Annotated in this window: 20 protein-coding genes; 7 read left to right on the forward strand and 13 right to left on the reverse strand. The window is 53.5% G+C overall.

Annotated features, from left to right (window positions below; translation table 11 throughout):
- A partial coding sequence (locus tag K3T83_RS38195; RefSeq protein ID WP_220208385.1) for a methyltransferase domain-containing protein occupies positions 1-1,002 on the reverse strand: 1,002 nt, incomplete at its 3' end.
- 190 nt (positions 1,003-1,192) lie between these two features.
- Between K3T83_RS38195 and K3T83_RS38200 the strand changes: the two genes are divergently transcribed.
- Entirely contained in the window at positions 1,193-1,660 is a 468-nt protein-coding gene (locus tag K3T83_RS38200; protein ID WP_220208386.1) for a hypothetical protein, read from the forward strand.
- A 218-nt stretch (positions 1,661-1,878) separates the two neighbouring features.
- Here the strand turns inward: K3T83_RS38200 and K3T83_RS38205 are convergent, their stop codons facing one another.
- From K3T83_RS38205 to K3T83_RS38235, 7 genes are all read right to left on the reverse strand, one after another.
- Positions 1,879-2,478: a dihydrofolate reductase family protein gene (locus K3T83_RS38205; RefSeq protein WP_220208387.1), complete on the reverse strand. Its 600-nt coding sequence runs from the start codon at positions 2,476-2,478 to the stop codon at positions 1,879-1,881.
- A gap of 176 nt (positions 2,479-2,654) precedes the next feature.
- Positions 2,655-3,188 (reverse strand): dihydrofolate reductase family protein, encoded by a 534-nt coding sequence (locus K3T83_RS38210; RefSeq protein WP_220208388.1) that lies wholly within the window; start codon positions 3,186-3,188, stop codon positions 2,655-2,657.
- 21 nt (positions 3,189-3,209) lie between these two features.
- Entirely contained in the window at positions 3,210-4,094 is an 885-nt protein-coding gene (locus K3T83_RS38215) for a haloalkane dehalogenase (protein ID WP_220208389.1), read from the reverse strand.
- 171 nt (positions 4,095-4,265) lie between these two features.
- Positions 4,266-7,376, reverse strand: a complete 3,111-nt coding sequence (locus K3T83_RS38220; protein WP_220208390.1) for a winged helix-turn-helix domain-containing protein — start codon at positions 7,374-7,376, stop codon at positions 4,266-4,268.
- 160 nt (positions 7,377-7,536) lie between these two features.
- Positions 7,537-8,667 (reverse strand): hypothetical protein, encoded by a 1,131-nt coding sequence (locus tag K3T83_RS38225; protein ID WP_220208391.1) that lies wholly within the window; start codon positions 8,665-8,667, stop codon positions 7,537-7,539.
- A 320-nt stretch (positions 8,668-8,987) separates the two neighbouring features.
- A complete protein-coding gene (locus K3T83_RS38230) occupies positions 8,988-10,025 on the reverse strand; it encodes an NAD-dependent epimerase/dehydratase family protein (RefSeq protein ID WP_220208392.1) in 1,038 nt (345 codons plus the stop codon).
- A gap of 164 nt (positions 10,026-10,189) precedes the next feature.
- Positions 10,190-12,100, reverse strand: coding sequence for an N-acetylmuramoyl-L-alanine amidase (locus tag K3T83_RS38235; protein WP_220208393.1), 1,911 nt, complete (start codon positions 12,098-12,100; stop codon positions 10,190-10,192).
- A gap of 305 nt (positions 12,101-12,405) precedes the next feature.
- Here K3T83_RS38235 and K3T83_RS38240 point away from each other — a divergent pair, with 305 nt between their 5' ends.
- The 4 genes from K3T83_RS38240 (at position 12,406) to K3T83_RS38255 (ending at position 15,941) form a co-directional block, all read left to right on the forward strand.
- The gene (locus tag K3T83_RS38240) at positions 12,406-13,224 is read left to right on the forward strand and encodes a MerR family transcriptional regulator (protein ID WP_220208394.1); all 819 of its coding nucleotides are present in this window, start codon (positions 12,406-12,408) and stop codon (positions 13,222-13,224) included.
- Between the two features lie 162 nt (positions 13,225-13,386).
- Positions 13,387-13,743, forward strand: coding sequence for a nitroreductase/quinone reductase family protein (locus tag K3T83_RS38245; RefSeq protein ID WP_220208395.1), 357 nt, complete (start codon positions 13,387-13,389; stop codon positions 13,741-13,743).
- Between the two features lie 45 nt (positions 13,744-13,788).
- Positions 13,789-13,935 carry a hypothetical protein gene (locus K3T83_RS38250; protein ID WP_220208396.1) on the forward strand — a complete coding sequence of 49 codons (147 nt, stop codon included), beginning with the start codon at positions 13,789-13,791 and terminating at the stop codon, positions 13,933-13,935.
- Between the two features lie 131 nt (positions 13,936-14,066).
- A complete protein-coding gene (locus K3T83_RS38255) occupies positions 14,067-15,941 on the forward strand; it encodes a glycoside hydrolase family 6 protein (protein ID WP_220211050.1) in 1,875 nt (624 codons plus the stop codon).
- 503 nt (positions 15,942-16,444) lie between these two features.
- Here the strand turns inward: K3T83_RS38255 and K3T83_RS38260 are convergent.
- Positions 16,445-17,815, reverse strand: coding sequence for a cellulose binding domain-containing protein (locus K3T83_RS38260; protein WP_236065161.1), 1,371 nt, complete (start codon positions 17,813-17,815; stop codon positions 16,445-16,447).
- A gap of 339 nt (positions 17,816-18,154) precedes the next feature.
- Here K3T83_RS38260 and K3T83_RS38265 point away from each other — a divergent pair, with 339 nt between their 5' ends.
- Entirely contained in the window at positions 18,155-18,583 is a 429-nt protein-coding gene (locus K3T83_RS38265) for a nucleoside triphosphate pyrophosphohydrolase family protein (RefSeq protein ID WP_220208398.1), read from the forward strand.
- Here the strand turns inward: K3T83_RS38265 and K3T83_RS38270 are convergent.
- From K3T83_RS38270 to K3T83_RS38285, 4 genes are all read right to left on the reverse strand, one after another.
- Entirely contained in the window at positions 18,509-19,411 is a 903-nt protein-coding gene (locus K3T83_RS38270) for a carbohydrate ABC transporter permease (RefSeq protein WP_236065162.1), read from the reverse strand. The genes K3T83_RS38265 and K3T83_RS38270 overlap by 75 nt on opposite strands.
- A 66-nt stretch (positions 19,412-19,477) precedes the next feature.
- Entirely contained in the window at positions 19,478-20,380 is a 903-nt protein-coding gene (locus tag K3T83_RS38275; RefSeq protein ID WP_220208399.1) for a carbohydrate ABC transporter permease, read from the reverse strand.
- A 38-nt stretch (positions 20,381-20,418) separates the two neighbouring features.
- The gene (locus K3T83_RS38280; RefSeq protein ID WP_220208400.1) at positions 20,419-21,744 is read right to left on the reverse strand and encodes an ABC transporter substrate-binding protein; all 1,326 of its coding nucleotides are present in this window, start codon (positions 21,742-21,744) and stop codon (positions 20,419-20,421) included.
- A gap of 356 nt (positions 21,745-22,100) precedes the next feature.
- Positions 22,101-22,493: a hypothetical protein gene (locus K3T83_RS38285; protein ID WP_220208401.1), complete on the reverse strand. Its 393-nt coding sequence runs from the start codon at positions 22,491-22,493 to the stop codon at positions 22,101-22,103.
- A gap of 509 nt (positions 22,494-23,002) precedes the next feature.
- Between K3T83_RS38285 and xylB the strand changes: the two genes are divergently transcribed.
- Entirely contained in the window at positions 23,003-24,457 is a 1,455-nt protein-coding gene (xylB, locus tag K3T83_RS38290; RefSeq protein ID WP_220208402.1) for a xylulokinase, read from the forward strand.
- Positions 24,458-24,478: the final 21 nt, after the last annotated feature.

The following is a 24,478-nucleotide window of genomic DNA, read 5'->3' on the forward strand; positions in this document are numbered from 1 at the left end:
CAACAGGGCCAGCGTCTCCCCTTCACAGAGACCATAGGTGGCGACGACGAGGGTTGGCAAGCCAAGCTGGAGCATGACGGGAATAATCTGGCGCGTCATCCAGGTGTTTTCGGCCACAATGTCGCAGAAATCATGCGCCTGTAGAGCCAACCAGAGATTCAAGCCGCTGACTTCTCCCTGCAACATGCGAACCTCCGTCGGCTCATCTCGCCCATTGGTAAGTAGCGCGGCATAGAGCGCAGACGGTTTCACATGAGCGCGCGTAGTGAGATAGAGACCCGGTTCGGGACCGAGCGCATAGCTTTGCTGAGTAAAAGCAAAAGAGCCGCGCAGGGGAATAAACCAGCTCGCATGCACGGATCGGCTCGCAAGAATGGTACCCCTCTTCTCAAAGGTCACAAGGGCATCTATCGTCAGGCGCGACTTCAGCGGAGTCAGTTGTAATGGGATGACCAGCAGACCGCCAGGTGCCAGTTGTTCAAACCAGGCAGGAACAATATCGGACGCCGCCGTTGTCAATATAATGCGGTCGTAAGGTGCCCCAGACGCATAGCCGAGACCACCATCGCCGCAAACAACCTGTACGCGCTCATACCCGGCGGCGCGCAAATGCCGACGCGCCGCCTCCACGATATCCTCATCAATATCAATCGTCGTCACCTGCCCCGTCTCGCCGACCAGATGAGCCAGCAGTGCGGCATTATACCCGGTTCCTGCGCCAATTTCCAGGATATGCTGCCCCTTTTGCACATCAAGCAGTTCGAGCATATTCGCCATGAGAGAGGGCTGCGAGGAAGAGCTGATCGGAACACTATCACGTATTTTTGATACGACATGCGTATCTTGATAAACGGTTTGCAGCGGTGTATCGGGCAAGAAGAGATGACGAGGTATCGCGCGAAATGCTTCTTCTACCGATTTAGTTGTAATCGCTCCCTGCCGTGTCAGATGATCGATCAGCCCTCGTTGCAGTGATGCAGCTTGCTTATTCTGTTGCTCCATAATCGCCATTTCCTTGATACAAGAGGAGTAGATTACAACGATTGTCGCGGTCTCTGTCCATTATAGTTGTTAGGGGAAGGAGGTTCAACCTGGGGAACGGTCTTTGCGGGATGAGGAAATACATACCGAAACAGGTATAATAAACACATGTCAATTTTTTCTGAGGAGTATTCTACCAATGAGTGTTTGCATGAGTTTTTTCTGTAACTCGTCTAAAGATCTTGCTGAGCTGGCTCAGGATATCAATGCTTGCCTGGGTTGTTCTCTGGCCCCATACAAAGGTCGGTCCGATGACTACTTTACCCGTTTTCTCGGAATCGAGTTCTCACTCTCCTCGGCAGAAGGATATGAGAACGATGGCGATATCGACTTTGAGTCTTTCCGGTATGAGTTACAGCTTCGCACCCCGGCGTCAGCTGGAGATCTGCGCACAATCCAGTTACCTGCTCTCTTCATGGTTGTCTATGTGTTACATCGCCGTCTGGGGCTTACCGGAATAACTACTAGGGAGGTACAAACCCTGGTGGCACGCTATGAAGAATGCGAACAGACGCCCGGAGAACGCTATCTCTATGATGTACTCACGCACACCTCTTTCGACGATTTTCTTTTGCACTTCTCCGCCGTCAGCAGGCGGCTCGACGAAACGCAGCTCTAAACCCAGCGTTCGTCGAACCGTCTGGATGCGGTGCATAGTCCTCTGTCAACTTTCATCACGTGGTGTTGGTGGGTCTTCCCCGAATATGGCAGGGGCGAGGACAAGCCATCGCCCCTGCCATATTCGGTCCCATCCCGCAGGAGTTCATGGATGCACCAACGATGAAGTTTGACAGAGCAATAGGCTTTCGATTCGCGCAGAGTACTACGACAGCTTCACTATCTCTTCACCACACGGTATCTGATATGAGTTACCAACTCTGTGCCACTTATTGCAACAGGTTCAAGTCCGAGATCGGGAACCCCATCAAAGAGACGTGATCCAGAACCTATGGTGACAGGGACGATGTGGAGCCACAACTCATCAATAAGTCCAGCTGACAAATATTGATTGATCGTATTTGCGCCGCCTGCTATTGCAACAGGTTTCTCCCCAGCCACTTCTTTTGCTTGCGATAGTGCCGCTTCAATGCCGTCTGTAATGAAGATGAATGTGGTGCCACCCTCCATCACAATAGGGTCTCTCTGCTTATGAGACAAGATAAAGACAGGCACATGGTAGGGTGGATTCTCTCCCCACCAGCCCTTCCAGTCGGCACTCTCTCGCATTTCTTTTGGGCCGAACATGTTACTCCCCATAATGAATGCACCTGCATCTTGCAATGCATCTAATTCAGCCCGGTGTTTTTCTGGCTCATCAAACATCCAGTGGTGGAGTAAATCTTCAGGGATGTCCCCGAAGGGTTTCTCAAAACTCTGGTTGGGGCCTGCAACGAAAGAATCTAATGACATTGCGATTGAGCTGGTAACTTTACTCATACAATTTTCTCCTATTAGCAACAGGTACAGCCCTCAAATCTCCGTAGATCGAGAACATTTACATATTTATCAACTATCCACATGTTTTTGAGGGCATAACCTTTAGCTTACCACGCGTCCACGGAAAAAACTTCTTGAATCTTGCTCTCCGATGCTTCGTTGCGGCTCATGTCAGCTTACGCCAACGAGTAGCGCAATTGCACGACGCCAGAGCCAAGCGGCTTGCAATCCAACAATTGCACATCTTTGTACAGGTAGTGGTCCTGGTCGAGCAGCAGGTTGAGTCCCTTGCCCTCAAAGACTGGCGCGATATCAAAGATTACCTCGTCAACCAGCCTTTGAGCGAGAAAGGTGTTGTGCAGGTCTGCGCCACCTGAGAGCAGAGCTGTTGTATGCCCCTTTGCTTGCAGATAGGCAAGGGCTGCTTGTGGCGACTCCACCACTTTGACGCCCGGAATCTCTTTGACGCTTTGAGAAAGCACAACAATATCAAGACCGGCAAATGGGTTGCCAGCGCCGGATTGCTCCCCCTGAGCAACCCGGGTACTATCCTGCATGCCCGCGAAGGTGCGACGACCAACGATGAAATTACCAGCGGCCCGGGCCTGCATAGCAAAATCCTGCAATGCCTCCGGTTTGGGTGGATTTTCAGGGCTGGATTGCGCATAGTTTCCGTTAGCGGTTAATGCGGCCCAGAGAATTGTTTTCATTTGTTATCGCCTCTATTTCTATTATTTATTGACAATCGTTTTCAGCCAGCTTGCAATTGCCTGCCCGATCTCGTCGGGAGAGTCCTCTTGCGGTGTATGATGTCCTCGCACGGCAACTTCAATTTGTGCAGGCCAGGAGCGATTTACGGCTGGCTTGTCAGGATTTCGCGTGCCTGGAACGGCCTGAATGAGCAATTTAGGAATATCGTTATGAGCAAGCCACTCACCGGAAGAGGTGATGATCTCGGTGATATCGGCTGGCTCACCCTCAATCGGCAATTGACGCGCCCAGGAAAGCATCGGGCGTCGTCCCTCGCCTGGTTCTGTATAGGGACGGCGATATTCGTTCATCTCCTCCTCCGTCAGAGTACGTAGAACAGTCTTAGGCAGATTGAACTCGATAAATGAGTTCTGTTGCAACACTATCTGCTCACCCTGCGGGGAACGCATGGCCTGGAAGCGCGTACGGGCAACCTCGGACGACTCGCTCCACGAAACAGTTTCGATCACCGCTTCCATGTAGGCAATACCACGCACAGCATGCGGATGACGATGCGCCCAGTCAAACGCCAGGGCCGCTCCCCAGTCGTGCCCAACCAGCGTAACGCGTTCATGCACTCCTAATGCTTCGAGTAGCGCGTCGAGGTAGCGACGATGCTCGACGAAGGTGTAGGAGTCGGGGCCACTGACGGGCAACTTCTGCGAATCGCCCATCCCGATCATATCTGCTGCGATGATTCGGCCAGCGCCCTGTACGTACGGAATAATATTGCGCCAGACGTACGAGTAGGTCGGGTTGCCATGCATAAAGACAATGGGATCACCCTGGCCCTCATCGATATAGGCCATCTCTACCCCTAAAACGGAGATTCTTTTTTTCTGATAAGGAAATGCTGAGCTTATCATGATGTTTTGTTATTCCTCTCTGAAAGCACATTGTTATGCTGTTATCGGCGTTCCGTTCCCCTCATGCGAGGAGCGGTGTTTGTTGATGTCAGTAGTGTACATTTCAGATGGATGATTTGCCCTCACCTGTTGGGATGATTGCATGCATGATTCGAGGGATCAACGAGAGGATTAGATGAGGTCAAGCTCGCGTGCAAACTCGCTGGCAGCGCTGCGGCTGTGGACACCAAGCTTGCTATAAATGCTCTGCACCTGGGTACGAACCGTATTAACCGAAACCACCAGGGCAGCGGCAATATCCGCATTTGAGCGATGCTGTGCCAGGAGGTTTAAAACACGTAATTCTTGCGGAGAGAGAGGTTCGATCAGGGTCGCCTGCGCTCCCACATGCTGTTGATTAGGAAAGGCACTCAGGAGCATGCGCACATAAGCGAGCAAGGGCTGATCGTGCAACTGAGGGAGCAGAGAGCGCAGCGCGTTCGCCATCTGTTCCCCGGCATCGAGGAACGGACGTTGAGCATTTCTGGCAAACGCGAGGGTCAGCGCCTCTTGTAGCAGTTGTTGCGCCTCTGTCTTACGCTTCTCCGCAACGGCGACCAGCACCATCTCTATTTGAACGTCAAGCGTACAGCGAGCATGACCCTGCATGTGAGCAGTCGCGAGCGAACGCTCAAGCCGCTGCGAGGCCTCTTCCAGCTTGCCCTGGACGCGCAACCAGCGACAGATAAGCAACTCAGCCTCGCTCTCCTGTGCGAAATCGGGGTGCGGCACGCGACCGGTTGCCCAGCGCTGCACCACCATCTGATCACCAATGGAGAGTGCCAACGATGCCTGTGCGGTCTGAACCTCCTGCGCGAGATGAGGTGAGGAGACGGGTATTCTCTCCAGGAGGGCTGTGAGTTGCTGTTGGGCAACAACGGCCTCTCCCTGCGCCTGTTGCACACGAGCGAGGATGAGCGCCGCATGCACCTCATGATGGAGCAGATCACGGGTCTGACTGAGAGTAATTGCTTCCTGCGCATAGTGGCGCGCATTTTCCCGTTCGTTCCCCTCATAGTAAAGCGCCGCCAGACCCAGCAAAGCAACACAGCGCCAATGGGTCAGCATGCTCGTTTGCTCATCCTCCTGGGCCTCTGCGATAGCCTGACGAAACGAAGAGAGCGCCTGCGGGATCTCTCCCAGCTCAAAGCACAATTGAGCAAGCTTGATCAGAGCGACCCGTTTGAAAAAGTGATTCTTCACAGCCGAACAGAGCATATATGCTTCGAACAAGGCAGTTCGCGCCTGCTGGACCTCTCCCATCCGTAGCCATTTCTCCGCGACGATGGACAGGCTAAGGCCACGCCAGAGATGATGCACGGACGGCAACCATACAAGCGCCTGTTCCGCATCGCTGATTGATTCTTGCATTTTGCCCTGCCGTAAGTCAAATAACGCGCGAAACGCAAACAGTTCGCCCAGTTTCGTCAGATCATGCTCAACACGAAAACGCGGTTCGGCTGTCTCCAGCAGTCTGTTCAGTGTGGGTATGGTCAGAGCATCGGGCTGCCACGAGGCGCTTTGAAATAGTAGTACGGCGGCATAGCTCAAGCAGAGGACGGGATACCGTTCCAGGGTGGTCTCAGGAAGCTGTTCTAGCCAGCGCTGCAAGGTATGCGGGGTATAGATTTCTCCCGGAAAAGTATGCTCCTCGATTGAATGGGCAATCAAGACTGCTGCTCGTTCATCATTCTGAGCAGCGAGCGCGGCATCGATGGCCTCATGTGACAAATCGTGGGTTTCATACCAGTGAGAGGCGCGCAGAGAAAGGCGTTGTACCTCATCTTCGCCGAACCGACGACGCGCCTCATTGCGCATCGCTTCGGCAAAGAGCGCATGGTAGCGATACCACTGCTGCGAATCGTCGTCAAGCGGTTCGAGAAAGAGATTGACGCGCTCCAATAACGCGAGCGTCTCCTGACCGTTCTGCCGTTCGGTTACAGCATCGCAGAGAGAGGCGGTCAAACGCGAGAGAAAGCTGGTTCGCAGCAAAAACTGTTGTACCGCCTCTGATTGCAGATCGAGTATTTCGCTGACAAAGTATTCTTGCAAGGAGGCGTTGTTACGAGAAAAGTGCGTCAGTACCCGCTCCCCCTCAGTCGGAGTGGTGGTTCGCCGCAGCGCCAGTTCTATCAGATGCAACCCGGCTCCCCATCCTTGCAGATGCGCATGGAGCCGCTGAATGGTCGCGGGCGCTAACGGGAAGGGCAGAGAATGATGAAGCAGGATGGTGGTCTCTTCCTGAGAGAAACGGAGGTCAGCGGTACGTATTTCGCACAACATATTGCGGGTGCGCAATTGTGTCAGCGAGAAACCGGGAGCGCTGCGTGTAATCATGATGAGATGGAGAGTCGGCGGGAGATGCTCAAGGAAAAAGGAGAGCGTCTCCTGAATCTCTGGCGCAGTGATAACATGGTAATCTTCCAGCACCAGAATGCCCTGTGCTGGACGGTTCGCAAGGGCATTGAGCAAGGACGTAAGCAGCGGTTCCAGCGATGAAGGCACAAAAGGCGGCTGTGGTGTCACAGATTGTAGCACCGCCTGGACAGGAGCAAGGTCGATCTGGAACGTCTGGCAGGCAGCGATAAGATAGCGCCAGAAACGCAGCGGATCATTGTCGGCTGCCTCCAACGAGACCCAGGCCAACGGCGGGAAATCGGGTCGTGCGCGCCGCGCAGCCATCCACTGACACACGAGGGTTGTTTTGCCGAACCCGGCTGGCGCGGAAATGAGCGTGAGATGACAGGCTCTCCCGGCGTCGAGTAGCGTAAACAGCCGCGAACGATCAAGCAGAAACGTATGCAGGCGCGGAGGCGAGAGCTTGGACAGGAGCAGCGGAGGCGCTTCAACAGGCGTGTCCTCCATGTGCGCAATCGTTGGAGCCTGGGCCGTTGCTTGCTCCAGCTCTGCTTCTTCACGCGAAACAGATTGAGACGAGAGGCTTTCCAGTTGATGAGCGATCTCCTCCAAGCGAGCAAACGTAAGATCGGTCGTTCTGCCAAGATAGCGCTTGACGATGCGCCCATGCAGGCGGCGATACGCATACCAGTAACTACTCCCGCGCTGCACCCGCTGCTTGCGAACGGTATAGTACATACCCCAACGGCTCTGAAAAGCAAAGGAAGCCGTTTGCTCAAGCCAATCGCTGGAGAAAGTTTCAGTGTTGGCCTGATCCCCAGTGAAGAGATTGTAACTCTGTGCCTGCTCGGACCAGCGCAATTGAGATGAGGTATGCCTGGGCATAGAATGTTCCTTTAAATCCTGTACTGTTATCAATTTATATTACATGTATGTTGCCTAACAGATATAGCCCAACAAGTATAGCATAATGCTGATCTGTTAGGCAACATACTTTTTGTTACCTCCATATGTATTTGCGTCGAGATCCAGACTTCTTCCTCTACTACTTCGTGAACAGACCGAGAAGCAATGGGAGAAGTGTGAGGAGGACAGGCAAGATCAAGAGAGTCACCAGGCCACGTAACTGCATGATCTCAATGGGCCATGTAGGGATGCTGTCGCGAACTTCCTCGTAGGATGCTCGTAATGCGGCTAACCGCTCTGTCCCTTCCTTAATCGCTGCAACATCACCCCTGGCCCCTGCCAGCATCTCACCAAGCGTTTGCTCATACTCGTTAGTGAGGGGTTGTAAGAGCTTATTACGAGCCTGTACCATAGCTTGACGAGGTAAGGCGAGCCAGGCTCTCAGAGGCAGAGCCGCAGCAAGCAGGTAAAACACAACATCACCCAAAATGAGGATTCGATCAGACTGCGAAGAAGCGCTCCCCCAAAAAGCAGGTGCGGCGCAACCTGCGATCACTACTAAAGGGGTAGCTATCCACAGGAAACGATTAAAGAGGCCAAGCCCTCCAGAGCCATCCGGATGCAAAGGTTTTACCCGAACGGTGAAGGTACGAAACAATCGATGGGTGATAACGGCTATCATCAGGAGCCATATAAAGACAAGAACAATCCCATAGTTTCCGGCTACGACAATGAAGACAGCGAGAACATCCAGCCACAAAGGGAGACTTCTCACCATTTCGGGATGAGCGAAAACGATAAAGAGTGGATTGAGAATGGCTGCCAGGAGCGCCAGTGCTGCCCACCAACGGGAATGAATCCAGGGGGCTTGCTTCTCCACGAACGCCTGATAAGAGAGTGATTCTGGCGTATCAGCCTGACCATCGCCAATGACCCCATTTTCCCAGAGGCGGTTGAAGAGATCCGCTATTGTGGAGGGCAGAGAGAGATACGTTCCAATCATCACGAGGTAGGCAGCAGCGAAAAGCAGGAATTCGAGAGGGGAAAAAAAATCTCTGCCGTTCCATCTCTCTATGGGAAGGATGGCAGCAATCGTCAGCAGGAGACCGAAAATAAGTATCCCCCATCCTATAATGATCCACCAATCGTCGAGACGGAGTTTGATTTTGAGCAAGACAAGCAAAGGATCATAGACGTGCGAAGGCTCAATGATCCTCTGAGAAACAGAACCTTCTCGGAAGGTTTGTTGGCCTGGCATTTGGATATCCAATTTCCTGATCTCCTGAAAAGTGAGCGATGATCGAGGTTGACAAATACCCTCCTTGACCATTTCAAGGAGAGATGTTCCAAAAATCGGTCTACAACAGAAGAACTCAATTTACAACTTCCAGTCAGAGTATATCATAGTGGAGCGATTTTCCTCTAGAATCAGCGAGGTTGCGTAAAAACCAAATTATGGTAATTCTGACATATCTCCATTAAAGCGGGAGGCTGTTGTGCGGGAAGAGAGCGCGGTCAAAAAGGTACAAATATCTCAGGTCTACCCTATAAGTGAGGACAGGAGACCTGAGAAGACACGCTATATTGTTATCACTGCTGGTGTTGATGCCAAGCTTGCAAAAATCGGGCCTCATCTTCTCGCGTCAGACCAGCTTCCCAGCGTATGTCGGCGGGACGTTGAAGGCTCCATTCAAGCGTATCGCGGGCGGTCTGGATCAGGGAGCGGAAGGTCAACCCTGCCGCTAGCGCCTTCTGGCAACTGATGGTCTGATGACCAACATACTCATCATCAGGAAGCCAGAGAGGGATTTGCGACCAGGGAGCAGCACCAGCTTCAAGCAGGAATGACTCGTCAACCCAGGTCAGATGAGCATCATTGTTGCTCGCATTTTTGCAGGCTTCCAGCGCCTCTTGCATCATGGCTGGCTGCTCAGGTCCGGTCGCGTTATAAATGCCAGTTTGACGAGCTTCTATCATCCGAATCGTCCACTCCGCCAGATCGCGCACATCGATAAGTTGCACCGGGCTATCAGGCCGACCAGGAGCCAGCACTTCTCCACCCTGAGCCATCCGATGAGGCCAGTAGGTGAAGCGGTCGCTGTAATCGTGTGGACCAACGATCAGCCCCGGACGAATGTTGAGGACGCGACCGGGCATGGCTGCTTCTGCCGCCTGCTCGCAGAGCGCCTTCAAGGGGCCATAGTTCGGGCCATACGCTCTGGCAACAGTTCCCATTCTGGGCGGCACCACCTGCTCGGCCTCCTGAAGCTGTTCTGTCGTAATAGTCCCAACCGGGGCTGTCTCATCCATGCCCTGTTGATGAAATGAGGCATAGACGGAAATGCTTGAGATAAATGTATAGTGTTCGATGGCATTGGCAAGCAGCTGCGTCGAAGCCCGCACAATAGAGGGAACATAACCATTGGTATCGACGGCCGCGTCCCACTGTCTGCCCTGCAACGCGCTGAGATCTCCTTCGCGCGTCCCTCGCAGGCGCTCAACATCCGAGGAGAGTTGATCCTCGTGTAAGCCACGATTGAAAATAGTCACTTCATGCCCCCGACTCAGCGCAGCCTCAACCAAATAGCGGCCAACAAATTTTGTGCCACCAAGAATTAATAATCTCATTACGCCTCTCCAGATGTGATAGTAGAGAATAGAAGTTGTGGTCTAAACACTATGATAGAGGCTGCGAACCATAAAAGGAAGGGGAAATATATGCTGTCAGCATGTGGATGAGAGGAAAGATCTCTCAATCTTTCCTCTTTTGACGGTGTTGCTTATGTTATTTTCTATTTCGCCTTTGTGATCTCGCTGGCGGGAACCCAGGCCTGACGGTGGTTGAAATTGATTTCGTACCACTGCGTCTGAGTGCCATCGCTCTCCGTGATGGTGGCGGTGGCGGCAGAGACGAAGAGAGCGCCGTTGGGAGCCTCACCAATCTGGTATGTCTGATACCCGACCGCTTGTGTCGCCGGGCGACCATAGATAGGTGCAACGGTAGCGCTCTGCTGATTGAGAAAGACAACATCGCCGGAACCAACACCCTCGACAGCCGCCCCAGATGGAACAGCCAGCCATGCCTGTTTCACATGTGCATAGTGATTGTTGGGAGGTGTGGCATCTGGCTGATCCTCTTCGCCATACCAGATCTTATACATAATCTTGCCGGTGCCAGCTTCGTCAACCTTGCGGTCACTATAATAATAGCTGATCGTGGTCTCGACATTGGTAGTTTCGTCGGTAATATCGGAGGTGTTGCCCGTATGCGGAATCAGGCCGGAAGTGGTGCTGGGTCCGGTGTAGAGGGAGAAGAAGTTGAAATTGTCCTGCGTCTCCGTTCCGTTGGAACCAAGCGGCTTGCGACCAGAGGGCGGGAGCAGCGTCACCAGCCCGGCATGGCGCGAAATTGGCGGCAGCGATACCTGCTGTTGCGCAATCAGCTTGCCGTAGTACTCCCAGAGCCAGTAGGGGCCGGGATCAACATGGTTCGGACTGGTTCCCAGCGTGGGTGCAGGAATGGCACCGTGTGAGACGATATAATCATGGTTAAATGGAATATGATACTGCTTGATTAAATAGGCAACCAGTTTAGCGGAGGCCAGGTATTGCGTCGCATTGTACCACTTATAACCGGTGGCATCGAAGCCTGCATGCTCAATGCCAATTGAATGCTGATTGTACCAGTAGTTGCCAGCCTGATAGCCGATATCCTCATTGCGCAAAACTTGATAGACTGTACCATCAGTATCAACAATATAATGAGTACTTACCACGCTGGTGAGAGCCTGGAAGGTGGCGAGGGCGGCCAGAGCGCTACCTTCAACGTCGTGAATCACGATCCGCGAAATGTCGAGATCCTGTGGGCGGTTGGCCGACTCGTAGTTGCAGGGCTGATTGTCGGCGGTCGTGTTGCAATCGTGGGTCTTCTGATCGAGAATGCAATTGATTGCCGGAGCATACTCGGCTTTATCGCTCGTGCAGCCAGCCGGGAGCGTGGCGTCCCCTTTGGCATTGATATGCAAGGTCGCATGATTGGGCGTCACACTTTGCGGTGACAGGGTGACGGTCTCGCCACTGTCGGTTGTGGCCGTAAAACCGCTCTGAAGGAGCTTGAAGACGGCATCAGCATACATAGTTGCGGTCGAGGGGATAGTGGCATTGCTATAGGCGGCAACCGCACCATACCAATCGGCAAGCTGCGTGGGCAACGTATGAGTGGAGGAGAGCGAGATCGCCTGTTCGTGCAAAATCGCGGCCCCGGCACGAATATTGATGGCAAAATCGGTCTTGATCTGGTCGCTGCTCACATGCAACAATTGTGCAGAGTGACCGAGCGTGTCGATCTGCTTCCTGGTGAAGTGATGGGTGCAGACATCACCTCTGTTCTCCGCGAGTCCCTTGCAGCCATCGGTGGAATCGGTATGCACGAGATTCATACAGCCATAGCCTTCGCTGACGCTGGGTTCGCCTCCATGCATGCTCAGGTGGCCCTCCATCTGGCAGAGAGCTTTAAGTAGCTCGGCTGGCACGCCCGATTCCTGGGATGCCTGAGTGAAAGCCTGCTCTGCTGTCGATGACGAAGCAGCGGTCGCACGGCTGGATGGTTGCAGCCCCAACATAGCCAGCAGAAGCAAAGCGCACAGAGGAAGCAAAACAAGCATCCATGTGGCTTTTCGCTCTGGCGAAGCAGATGTTTTCATAGATGAAACCTCTTCTATAAAAATATTAAGAGAGAAATATTGAGAAGGTCTGGTGACTACAGTCCGTTGCTCACACCTTCTCCTCTAAATAGATAAGAAGCGATGAAAAGTTATATTTGTCGTAATTTGGGAAAAAAGTACTGAGAGTGGAAAGAAGTACTGTCGAGTGCGTCTTTGTGCATGGAAGAACAAAGCGCAAAAATCCTGTTTGCATGCTTTCCAGATTGGTGATAAAAAAGCTTGCGTATGACGTTACGTCAGCCCTTATACTGCCAACAGAAAGGAGGAAGATCCTGGATTCACATTTGTATTACACGGGCGAGTTTGCTCTGAAAGCATCTGTATCGATTCGCACCTTGCGCTACTATGACAGGGTGGGCCTGTTGTCGCCCTCGCGCTACACCGAGGCGGGCTATCGTCTCTACAGCGACGACGACCTGTTGACGCTTCAGCAAATCCTGGCCCTCAAATTTCTGGGCTTCTCGCTCAAAGAGATCAAAGCCTGTCTGAGCAGTGGACCGAAGCGGCTGCATGAGGTGCTGGCAATGCAAAAAGCGATGATGCGAGAGCGACGCACACAGCTTGACAGCATTATCCAGGCCATTGACGAGACCGAACAGGTATTACACGAACATGCCCTCGATTGTGCGGAGGGGAACTGGCAGGCTATTGTAAAAGTGATCCAGGCGATTCAAATGGAACAGAACGAAGATTGGGTTAATAAGTACTTTACTCCTGAACAGCGGCAGACGATGAAGGAGCTGTCCGAAAAATCCTACTCGCCGGAAGCAGCCCAGAAATTGGCGCAACGGCGCGAATGGACGAAAGAAGATCAGCACGTGGCTGACCAGCAGTGGGGCGCAGTCCAGGCAGGTGTCAGACGGTTAGTGGCACAGGGAGCCGATCCTGCCAGCTCGGAGGCTCAGGCAGTAATCGAGCAAGAGCAAGCGCTGATCGCTCAGTTCACGCAGGGCGATGCGGAGATAGACGCCAGCCTCAAGCGCTGGTGGAATAACTACAACGAACTGCCCACCGAGAAAAAGCCCTTCCCTGACTTCTATAGCAAGGAGGAACTGGCATTTCTCGAAAAGGCGCATCAAGTGTATAAGCAGCGTAACGGATAGTAGTTTTTGCAAGCCAAGCCTGCGGAGAGGGTATAACCCTGCTCTTGCAGGCTTCTTTGTTGTACTGGCGAAAATCTGTCCGAGAGGACGATGCGCGCTGTGCAAAGGTCTGCTAAAAAGAAGGAATGAAGAGCATGTACTCTTATCAAGCAAGGAGACACAATGGACGAGACGCTTAAAGAACTGGCTCACAATCCCTTCTGCTATCTGGCGACTACCGGGCGGCGCAGTGGGCGCGACCATACGATAGAGATCTGGTTTGCCCTCGATCAGACCACGCTCTACATGCTCGCCGGGGGACGCGAGCAGGCCGATTGGGTGCGCAATGCGCGCAAAACGCCGCAGGTGCGCATCAGGATTGGCACGCAGCACTTCTCAGGTCTGGCGCGCGATGTGCGAGACGGCGAAGAAGATGCGCTGGCACGACGCATCGTGTATGACAAATATGCTCCCAGCGAGGGCGATCTCGAAGAATGGGCGGCAACATCCCTGCCTATCGCGGTCGATCTACAATTATAATGAACTTGAACACAATTATAAGAAAAAGTAGATCATAGTGGAGCGATGGATCGCGGTGGGGTTGGCTATGATGCAACTCGGGCTACCGCGATCCATCGCTCCACTACGACTCGCATTATTGTCACTTTATCATCAGTTTGCCCTTCCAGCCTCATTCCAGTGCGTACGACGTTGACAGGCAAGACGCTCTAATGTTATCTACATTACTACAGATAACATGAACCTGTCTCGTGTTCCTTATATTGCACGTAAAGGGATGTACATGCAATATACATTTTTCTTTATAAGTATGTCATCCCCTATGGAAGGAGGATATGACTATTATGAATCCCAAACGTATCTTACAGGGTTCAACGAGGCTGCGTAGCCTGCCAGCGCGAGCTTTCCTGGTCCTCACAGTCGTTGCTTCATTGGCCTGGAGTCTGGGTTTTCAGTTCATGCAGTCAGCGCACGCAGCATCGTATTGTCAGGTCAGCTATACCGTCACCAATCAGTGGCCTGGCGGCTTTGGAGCCAGCATCACCGTCCAGAATACCGGCACCGCCGCCTGGACAAGTTGGAGCCTGACCTTCGCCTTTCCAGCCAGCGGCCAGAGCGTGACACAGGGCTGGAACGGAACATTTACGCAATCGGGACAGAACGTCACGGTCACGAATACCAGCTACAACGGCAACGTTGCGGCCAATGGTTCTGTTAATCCTGGCTTCAACGGCGCGTGGAGTGGCAGCAACCCCGTTCCCACCAGCTTTAGCGTGAATGGCAACGTCTGCGGCGGCACCTCGGCTACCCCAACGCCAACGACAGCTCCCAACACGCCAACACCGGGAACAACTCCGACCGTTGGCACAACTCCAACGCCAACTCCGACAACCGGACCAGTCACTCCTACCGCGACGCCGACGCCTGGAACACACGTTGACAATCCATTTGCCGGAGCGAAGTGGTACGTGAACCCCGACTGGGCAAGCGAGGTCACAACAGCGGCATCCTCGGTGGGAGGAACGCTTGGCGCGCAGATGACGAAGGTTGCCAGCTACTCAACGGCGGTCTGGTTGGACCGAATTGCGGCTGTCACCGGCGGCTCCGGCGTCACGCGCACGCTGGCGGGACACCTGGACGCGGCGGTTTCACAGGCCACTGGTAGCCAGCCGGTCGTGATTACCATCGTTATCTACGATCTCCCCAACCGCGACTGCGCGGCCCTCGCATCCAATGGAGAGCTAACCGTCGCCAACAACGGCCTCGCCAACTACAAGACGGAGTATATCGATCCGATTGCGAATATTTTGAGCCAGTCGAAATATAGCAATCTGCGCATCGCCGCCATCGTCGAGCCGGATTCGCTGCCTAATCTGGTCACGAATCTGAGCATGTCGAAATGCTCTGAAGCGAACTCCAGCGGTGCTTATGTGCAGGGCATTCAGTACGCGCTGAACAAACTGCACGCGATCTCGAATGTGTATAACTACATCGACATCGCGCACTCAGGCTGGCTCGGCTGGGATAGCAACTTCCAACCCGCCGTCAACCTCATCACCAGCACCGTGAAGGGGACGACAGCCGGGGTCAATAGCGTGGATGGCTTCATCAGCAACACAGCGAACTACACACCGACAACCGAGCCGTTCATGACCGCCAATCAGCAGATCAACGGTCAGCCGGTGCGCTCGGCCAATTTCTACCAGTGGAACCAGTATATTGATGAGGCATCCTATGACACGGCCATGCGCAACGCGTTTATCACTGCGGGCTTCCCAAGCAGCATTGGTATGCTGATCGACACTTCACGCAATGGTTGGGGCGGTTCCGGTCCCCAGGGTTCGCGTCCAACAGCGGCCAGCACTTCAACGGACCTGAACACGTTCGTCAATCAGTCCAAGATCGACCGGCGCGTGCATCGCGGCAACTGGTGCAACCAGTATGGCGGCATCGGTGCGCGACCAACGGCGAGTCCGGCAGCTGGATTTGACGCCTATGTCTGGATCAAGCCGCCCGGAGAGTCTGACGGCGCAAGCCAGGCGATCTCTAACGACGAGGGCAAGGGCTTCGATCAGATGTGTGACCCGACCTATCACGGTAGCCAGCAAGCGAACGGCGGCAACCTGACGGAGGCCATCCCCAACGCTCCGCTCGCCGGTCACTGGTTCGAGGCTGCGTTCGAGATCCTCGTTCAGAACGCTTACCCAGCCATTTCATAGCACCTCACTTCTTCATCGCGGTCCACACCATTCTGGCGAAATGGTGTGGACTGTTTATCTCTATCTCCTCTTCGACGAGGATAGGGAAAGCGCGTCAGAGTTTTAGGAGCACGCATCACGTGAACCCTTTCCAGGCAATCATGAAATCCCTCATTTGTAAGGATATAATTGTTGGTACATTCAACACATGAGACGGAGAAGTTCGTGGATGCACCATATAAATTTTAACAATTCATGAAAATAATCTCCCTATTGTCGTAGTGCTCTGTCAAACCTCATTCGTTGATGCATCCACAACATCCTCTGGGGGTGATCGGAGATGGCAGGGACGATGGCAACACGGGCGAGGACCAGCCATCGTCCCTGCCATCTCCGGGGAATATCCACCAAAACCACGCGATGAAATTTGACAAAGTAGTAGTCGAGCGATTTATCGCGGGGGAGCTTGTCACGCGATCTCCCCGCGATAAATCGCTCGACTACGAATTGAGATAGCAGTTTTTCTAGCTTGTCGTATAAGGTATAGCGAGATAGGGAGCGGAACAGGACGTGCCGCAACTGGTCGGGTAGGAGAAGTTGTAGATGCGACCGTTGTTGATGAGTTGATCGGCGGCATCGTAGACGCGGACCTGGTAGCTGCTGCCGCCAGCGGTAGTCGGCAAAATGACGTAATCATCCCCCATATCGCTATCCATCGCGGCCTTAACCCAGGCTCCATTCTGATAATAATCGATGCCGTGAATGCCGCTTGGGAGGTGGGTGATCGAGATGGCCGACCAGTAGGCATTGGCTCCTTGCAGGAAGCCGATGTTGATATCGCCGCTGTAGTTCGGTGCTGAGATGAACTTCCAATTGACGTGACGGTTGTTCCAGGCATTAGGATACATATCACCGACTGGTTGCCCGTTCAAGACAAACGAATTGAGGGAGTTCTGGGAGAGGTCGATATGATAAGGATCGTCACGACACCAGGCGTTTCCGTCCTGGCAGCTATCGGCGACGATGAAATTGAGGGTCGCGCCATTATACTTGTCGGACACCCAGTTGCCATTGCGACAAAACGGCTGGTTGGGGGCACCATCGTTGACACCTGTACAATAATCGCCGATAGTAACCTGAACCCAGCGCCCACAGTTAAGGCCATTGTTAAACATGCCAATCTTGCTGGCGTTCTGTGATGAGATCGGGCGCGAAAGGAAGGTGCTGTAATCGCCGGGCGTGTTCTGGACGTTGAGCGCGAGGAAGTTCTGCGAATCCAGATTGGCCTGTGGCACGCCGCAGCCGCCATACGAATTGCCACCGATGCCGGAGTACCATGTGGCATTGCCGGTATGCGTATCGCCGGTGGGAGTCGGGGTTACACCAGGGGTCGGCGTTGTACCAGGGGTGGGAGTGCTGCCAGGGGTTGGTGTCGCGGGAACGGTGGTCGGCGTTGGCGTGGTCGCTGTGCCACCGCAGACGTTGCCGTTGACGCTAAAGCTGGTGGGAATGGGATTGCTGCCGCTCCACGAGCCATTGAAACCGGGGGTAACGGTGCCATTGGCTACGACGTTGCCGTTGTAACTGGTATTCGTGACTGTGACATTCTGGCCTGATTGCGTAAATGTTCCGTTCCAGCTCTGCGTCACGCTCTGACCACTGGCAGGGAAGGCGAAGGTCAGGCTCCAACTCGTCCAGGCCGCAGTGCCAGTATTCTGAACAGCGATGCTGGCTCCAAAGCCGCCGGTCCACTGATTGGTGATGGTGTATGTGACCTGACAATAGGAGGCGGCATGGGTAATCGAGGCGTTGGCAAAAAACGTATGTATCAGGCTGCCCGACAGCACAATTGCGAGGGCAGCGGTGCATAGACGAAAGCGTCCCTTGCTTATCATCAGCTTCTCCTTGCACAATGAGGGATCGAGATTCATTCCGATCGATTCGCTGAAATCTGAATACCATGCACAGTTGCGGTTGTCAATTGGCAACAGGGTAGGTGACGAAAATGTGAAGTGTTTCCCCTGTCGTTGTCAGGCGATTATTGGCGCATCTGGTATGTTGAGGGGGAAGCGCCACCCGGATATGGTAGGGGCGACGGCTTGTCCTCGCCCGTGTTGCTCCTCATACGTGTAATGTGAGCCAGGGCGAGGACAAGCCGTCGCCCCTACCATATCCGCTCGCACCTGGAGGATTTTATGGATGCGTCAATTATGTTGAGGAAAGGCAAACAATTCATGGATGTTAAAGAGATAACGGAAATAGTGGAGCTGGTATCGCAACTTTACGCGGAGAAGTTCGATATCGAGCGGGATGCGAACTGGTTTATTTTGAAGTTGCAAGAAGAGGTTGGCGAACTGATTCAATCATATTTGATGTTGATTGGGAAGGCGCGAACAAAGGGCAAATCCGCTGAAGAGATCCAGATTGAGTTTCGGAAAGAGGTTGCCGATGTTTTCTGTCACGTGCTTTTGTTAGCCAACTTCTATGGGGTTGATCTGGAAAAGGAAATGGATGCGAAATGGCTATCGAGGAGGAAAGAGTTGCGCTTGAACTGGCAGAGGGAAACGGCCCCTGCCAGTTCAAGCGCATTAACGAATGCTGCCAACAGTCATGCCTCGGATAAAGAAGCGCTGGAAGAACAGGAAGAGCGCGATCAGCGGTAGCACGGTGAGGAACGAGGCGGCCATCAAGAGATTGAACTGGATGTCGTGGCTTTTGCGGAAGAGCTGCAAACCGATCGAGAGCGTGCGGAAAGCATCGTTCTGAATGTAGATCAGCGGCCCCATGAAGTCCTTCCAGCTATCAACCGCCGTAAAGATCGCGATGACCCCGATAGCTGGCAGAGCGAGCGGAAACATGATGCGCCAGAGGATTTGCCATTCGCTCGCTCCATCGATGCGCGCCGCCTCGGACAACTCGCGCGGCACCTGCAAGAGAAACTGGCGCAACAGGAAGACGTTGAAGGCGCTCGCAAAGAAGGTCGGCACCACTAGAGGGAGCGCTGAATCGACCCATTTGAGGGTGGCGAACAGGTCGAAGAGCGGGATCATCGCGACCGGAAACGGCAGAAACAGCGTCGCGATCACAAGATAAAAGACCTTATCGCGACCCGGCCATTCGATGCAGGAAAAACCATAGGCGACCAGCATATTCGAGAGGACCGCCCCGATGATCTTGAACAGCGAAATGATAAACGAGTTCCAGAAGTAAGTGCCGAAGGGGATGTAGTTTACCGCTGTCCAGAAGTTGTCCCAGCGCACATCCTTCGGCCAGAGCGTCGGAGGGAACGCGGCCAGTTCGGGCGTCGTTTTCAGTCCCGTAACAAGCATCCAGTAAAGTGGGATGAGAAAGAGCAGGCTCATTGCGATCAGAAAGATACGCACAATTACATTATCAGTGAAGCGCTGAAGGGCCAGGGCGCGATGTCGTCGCTGCACCACCTCCTTGTCAATAATCGGCGTTTGCGGTGTCATCATCTTTGAGGTTGCCATATGCATTTTTCCTTTCTACCTTCGCATAGCGATAAGCGCAAGGCATTGTCGCTACTTCTCTGTGGCCTAGCTGACCAGTTCGTAATTGACGTAGCGCTGGGAGAGGCGGTAAATGAGCAGGGCCAGCAGCAGTCCAATGATGAAGAGCACAAACGCCAGCGCTGAAGCATAACCAAGCTGGGCATAGAGGAAAGCGGTTCTATAAAGGTAGAAGATGTAGAACAACGTCCCGTTATTGGGACCACCGCCAGTAATGATGAAGGCCGGGTCGAAGACCTGCATTGCTCCGGTCAGGCCAGTAATCAGCGCGAAAAGAATGACCGGCGAGAGCAGAGGGAGAGTGATGCGGAAGAAGCATTGCAGGCGATTTGCGCCATCGATTCTGGCCGCATCGTAGAGCGTCTGCGGAATGCTGCGTATGCCTGCGAGAAAGATCAGCGCGGTTCCACCAGCACCGTACTGAGCGAGGGAGACAATAACCAGTTTGGCGCTATTGGGATCGCTGAGGTAGTTAGTCTGAGGTACGCCGAGGAAGGAGAGCAGATACGTAAACAAGCCGTACTGGGGGTTAATCAAGACAATGTAGGTGAGGGCGAGCGCGAAGGGTGGGATGATGGATGGCATGTAGACAGCAGCGCGGTAGATGCCGACCTCTTTGACGTTGCGGTTCATCGCCAGCGCCAGCACAATCGCCACCACAATCCCTATTGGCACCGCAAAGGCCGCATAATAGAGCGTGTTGTAGAGCGATTGCCAGAAGAGGTCGTCGCTAATCAGGCGTTGATAGTTCTGCAAGCCGAGCCAGACGGGAGGCAAGAAGCCAGAATAGCGCACAAAGCTCAGACCAATCGAGTAGACGGTAGGATAGACGGAGAAGACGAGAAAACCGATGATCCAGGGGCTAATAAAGAGCAGACCTTTTATCAGGTTCTTGCGCTCTTTTTTGGATAACTTCTGCCGTGCAATCAAGATTCGACCTCCTTTACAAATTGTTCTTGCCTGAGTTATCAGAGCGGGCAATATTGTTGCAATTCAGGCTGGACGCGGCGGTAGACGGTCTGAAGAGCCTGCTCAGGGGTGGCGGCATGCAAGACGACCTTATCCTGCGCATCAGAGAACTGGTCCCAGAGCTGGGAGCCAACCGGCAGCGGCACGCGGCTCTTCGAGAAGGGGAGAATCTGTTTAAAGAACTGCATCTTGCCCGGGAAGAGATCCAACTCGTTGAGCAGCGAGGCCCAGGTGGGCAACTGATTGGTGGCTTTGTCGTAAATGCGCTGGCCTTCCTCGCCAGTCATAAAGCGCATGAAGCGATAGGCACCAGTGGGATTATGAGCGCCGGTTGGCATGACCAGCGCGAAGCCGCCAGACCAGGTGGTGGGCCTGTCGCCAGCCTTTTCGACGGGAATATAGGTGATGCCATAATCAACCTTCGGCGCATATTCCTGCAAGCTGGCAATCATCCAGTTGCCGGAGAGCACCATAGCGAGATTGCCGTTATAAAAGGGATTTTGCGTGGGAGGTGCGTTTTCGGGCTGATAAGTGGCAAAGAAGGTATCTACTTTTTCGCGGGTCAGCTTCGCGGCCCAGTCGTATTGAAATTGCAAAGCGCGCACCATTGCAGGCTCGGTGGGCGTGACCTGACAGGTTTTGGGGTTAAAGAACTTCGCACCAAAATCCATCCCCCATGTAGTAGGCGAGGCCTCATCTCTCCAGGGGACAAAGCCAATGCGATCAAAGGTGCCTCGACTGTTGAGTTTGTTGATTTTGAAAGAGATATCGCGCAACTGATCGACAGTGATCGGACCGTGCAACGGGTCCATAATGGCAGGGTCGATGCCAGCGGCGCGAAAGACATCTTTGTTGTAATAGAGGCCACGAGCATCGGTATGTAGCGGTAGCGCATAAGGATGGCTGCGATAGAGCGTCTCACCCCAGGCGAAGGGAAGATAATTTTTGGCGAGATCGACCCCCTCCTTGTCGATAAAGGGCTTGAGATCCTGCAACAGCCCGATGGCGGTTTGCTGGTTGACAGTGAAACGATCGATGTAGTAGACATCAGGACCGGTACCTCCACGTACGGCAGTGAGCAGCGTCGTCGTGTCGCTCCCGCCCGGGAGTGGCACCAGCTTGACATGCACATCGGGATTGGCCTTATTGAAGGCCGCGACAACCGCGTTTTCAGCTTTGATGCTGATATCGCCCACATCAGCCGTCCAGTAGATCACTTCATGTGGATCTCTGGGGGAGAATTCGCAGGCGGCAAGGAGCAAAGAGATAAAAAGCAGAAAAAGCAGTCCAATCTGCACATTGGGGAGAAAGCGCTGATTGTTCATCCAATGAACTCCTCTCGTTTTGGTATCGAAGAACAGAGAAGCACGGAAAGATGGGGAAATGCGCTGATCTGCGCCCTATTTGTTGGGTCTGAGTAGAACCTTAATGCCCTATAAATTTAGTATACAGATTGGATGGAGAAATAGCAATAGAAAAAAGCGACAAATAGGTATGAAAAGGTGACAATTTACATAATCTGCCTCAATAATATATAAGCCACTTCGACAATAATAGTGGAAACAGCTCTGTTTCTATGGAAGAATAAGAGAAACAGGGGAACACTTACGAAAAAGGATAGGTAGGGAAGGGATGAAGAAAGGGGATGCAGTGCGGGGAGCTGGCTACACCGCTTTTGCCCTTAGCAGTAAGCCGGGCCTGGAACTAGTACTTTTCCTGTAATTGCGTGATATGTCTCGCTATCAGTGCTTACCGACGCACGGGGCGTCTCTGGCGCTTTCGCCTTTTTGCTTGTCGCCTGGACCTGTTTCTTTTTGCGCAGGGACAAACCGTACCAGCGCGGCCACTTGCCACCGCTGGAGGCGAAGCCCAGCTCGGTTAGCTCGACGCGCAACTGACCGAGCAGCGCGGGATGCTTCGCCCCATGCGTCACCTCGTTCCAGTAATCACGAAAGCGGCGAAAGAGAACGCGACCTGCGATCTTTTTTTCAGGGGCGACTTCACAATGTTGCGCGAGAAACTGGCTCACGATACGAGAAAAAAACGCTTCTTGATACCTATCATAGTTGTCCACGGAAACCTGCCTTTATACGATTGGCGTACAATTGATGTGTAATAGTGAAATGTTCCAACTACATAAATACTCTCTAATAAAGAGATGTGTTGTGATGGGAAAATGGATACCGTTAAGTATCTCTTACTACCATACATTACGCATCAGTCAAATGGAATGTAACTCTTTAACATGGATAGATCTGGATATTTTTTGGCACTGCCTATAGTTATGATATACTGCTGGTAAATGCGAAAACAGCTCTATAGTGTAGAAAAACTATCGGAATTAAGAAGACGGATTTCATGTGAAACGCATACAGTAAATGATGCAAGGAGGCAAAAATATTGAGCTTTCAGGGCATGATCGAGCAGCGGTCATAGCACTGGCAGGAACGGATGCATTTCACCCTTGAGAAAACCTTCAATGTATTGGAAATGAATTATCGCAAGCATGCAGAGCTTGTACGAATCTAAAGGCTGGCGATCTTTTATAGAGGATTATTTTCGCTTAAAATGAGGAGTTATGGCATGGCGCTATTGGGCATTGATCTGGGAACGAGTGCTGTCAAGGTCATGGTGCTGGATGAGCAGGGACACACGCTTGGCATCGGGAGGGCAGATTACAGGGTGCTGGCACCGCAACCGGGCTGGTCGGAGAGCGATCCGGCCGAATGGTGGAGTGCAGTTGCAGCCGCCTTACGAGAGACAGTAACTCCCCAGGTCAGGATCGACGCTATCGGGCTTTCGGGACAGATGCACGGCCTGGTGCTGACAGATGCAGCAGGGGAGCCGATACGTCCGGCGCTGCTGTGGTCCGATATGCGCGCACAGGAGGAGTTGGAGCGCTATCGCAGCCTGCCCGCGTCTCTGCTGGCACGGTTGGCAAATCCGCTGGTGCCCGGGATGGCGGGGCCGATGCTGTGCTGGCTGGCCGAACACGAAGCGGCATCATATCAGCAGGCAGCATGGGCTATTCAACCGAAAGATTGGCTCAGGTTTCGACTCACGAACGAGGTGGCGACCGATCCCAGCGATGCCTCCGCAACCCTGCTCTACGATCTGCTGGCCGATAGTTGGGCTGATGAGGTGATAATGGCACTCGGCCTGAACCGACGCTTGCTGCCACCGATTTTGCCATCGGGGGCCAGAGCAGGTACGCTTTCAGCACAGGCAGCGGAAGCGCTGGGGCTACCAGCAGGCATTCCGGTGGCGACCGGGGCAGCGGATACAGCGGCGGCGGCACTTGGCACGGGCTTGCTAACTCCAGGCCCTGTGCAATTGACACTGGGAACTGGAGCGCAATTGATCTCCCTCTGCTCCGGGCCACAGGCTGATCCGAGCGGACGCACGCATCTCTATCGCGCCGCCGATGATGCCAGCTGGTATGCAATGGCGGCAGTCCAAAATGCAGGACTCGTTCTCAACTGGGTGCGCCAGATGTTCAATGCAACATGGGATGAGGTCTACGCCAGCGCAGGTGCGGTGCCTCCTGGGACTGATGGCCTGTTCTTTCTACCCTATCTAACGCAAGAGCGCCCACACCATCCATTGCCAGCGAGCCGGGGAGCCTTTGTTGGCCTGCGCATCGATCATCGGCGCGAGCATCTGCTGCACTCAGCCCTCGAAGGTGTAGCGTTCGGTATTCGCGTCGCGTTTGAGGCATTGCCAACGGCACACACAACCACAACACTACGGCTAGCAGGAGGAGGAAGCGAGCATACGGCGTGGCGTCAAATGCTTGCCGATATCCTCAAGCGAGACCTGCTTGGTATCGATACGTCTGCGGCCTCGGTTCGGGGCGCTGCCCTGCTTGCCGGCATTGCCAGCGACGTCTGGCCCGATGCGGCGGCAACGGCTGCCCTGGCCCCTCATGCCTCGCCCATTGCCATGCCTGACGAGGAGCGTGTACATAGATATGATGCGATCTTTGAAGCATATCTTGCCAGCGCGGGAATGAAAGAATCTGATAAAATCGATGGTTGATGCATCCAACAATTATATGAG

This window comes from Reticulibacter mediterranei (assembly GCF_016587455.1).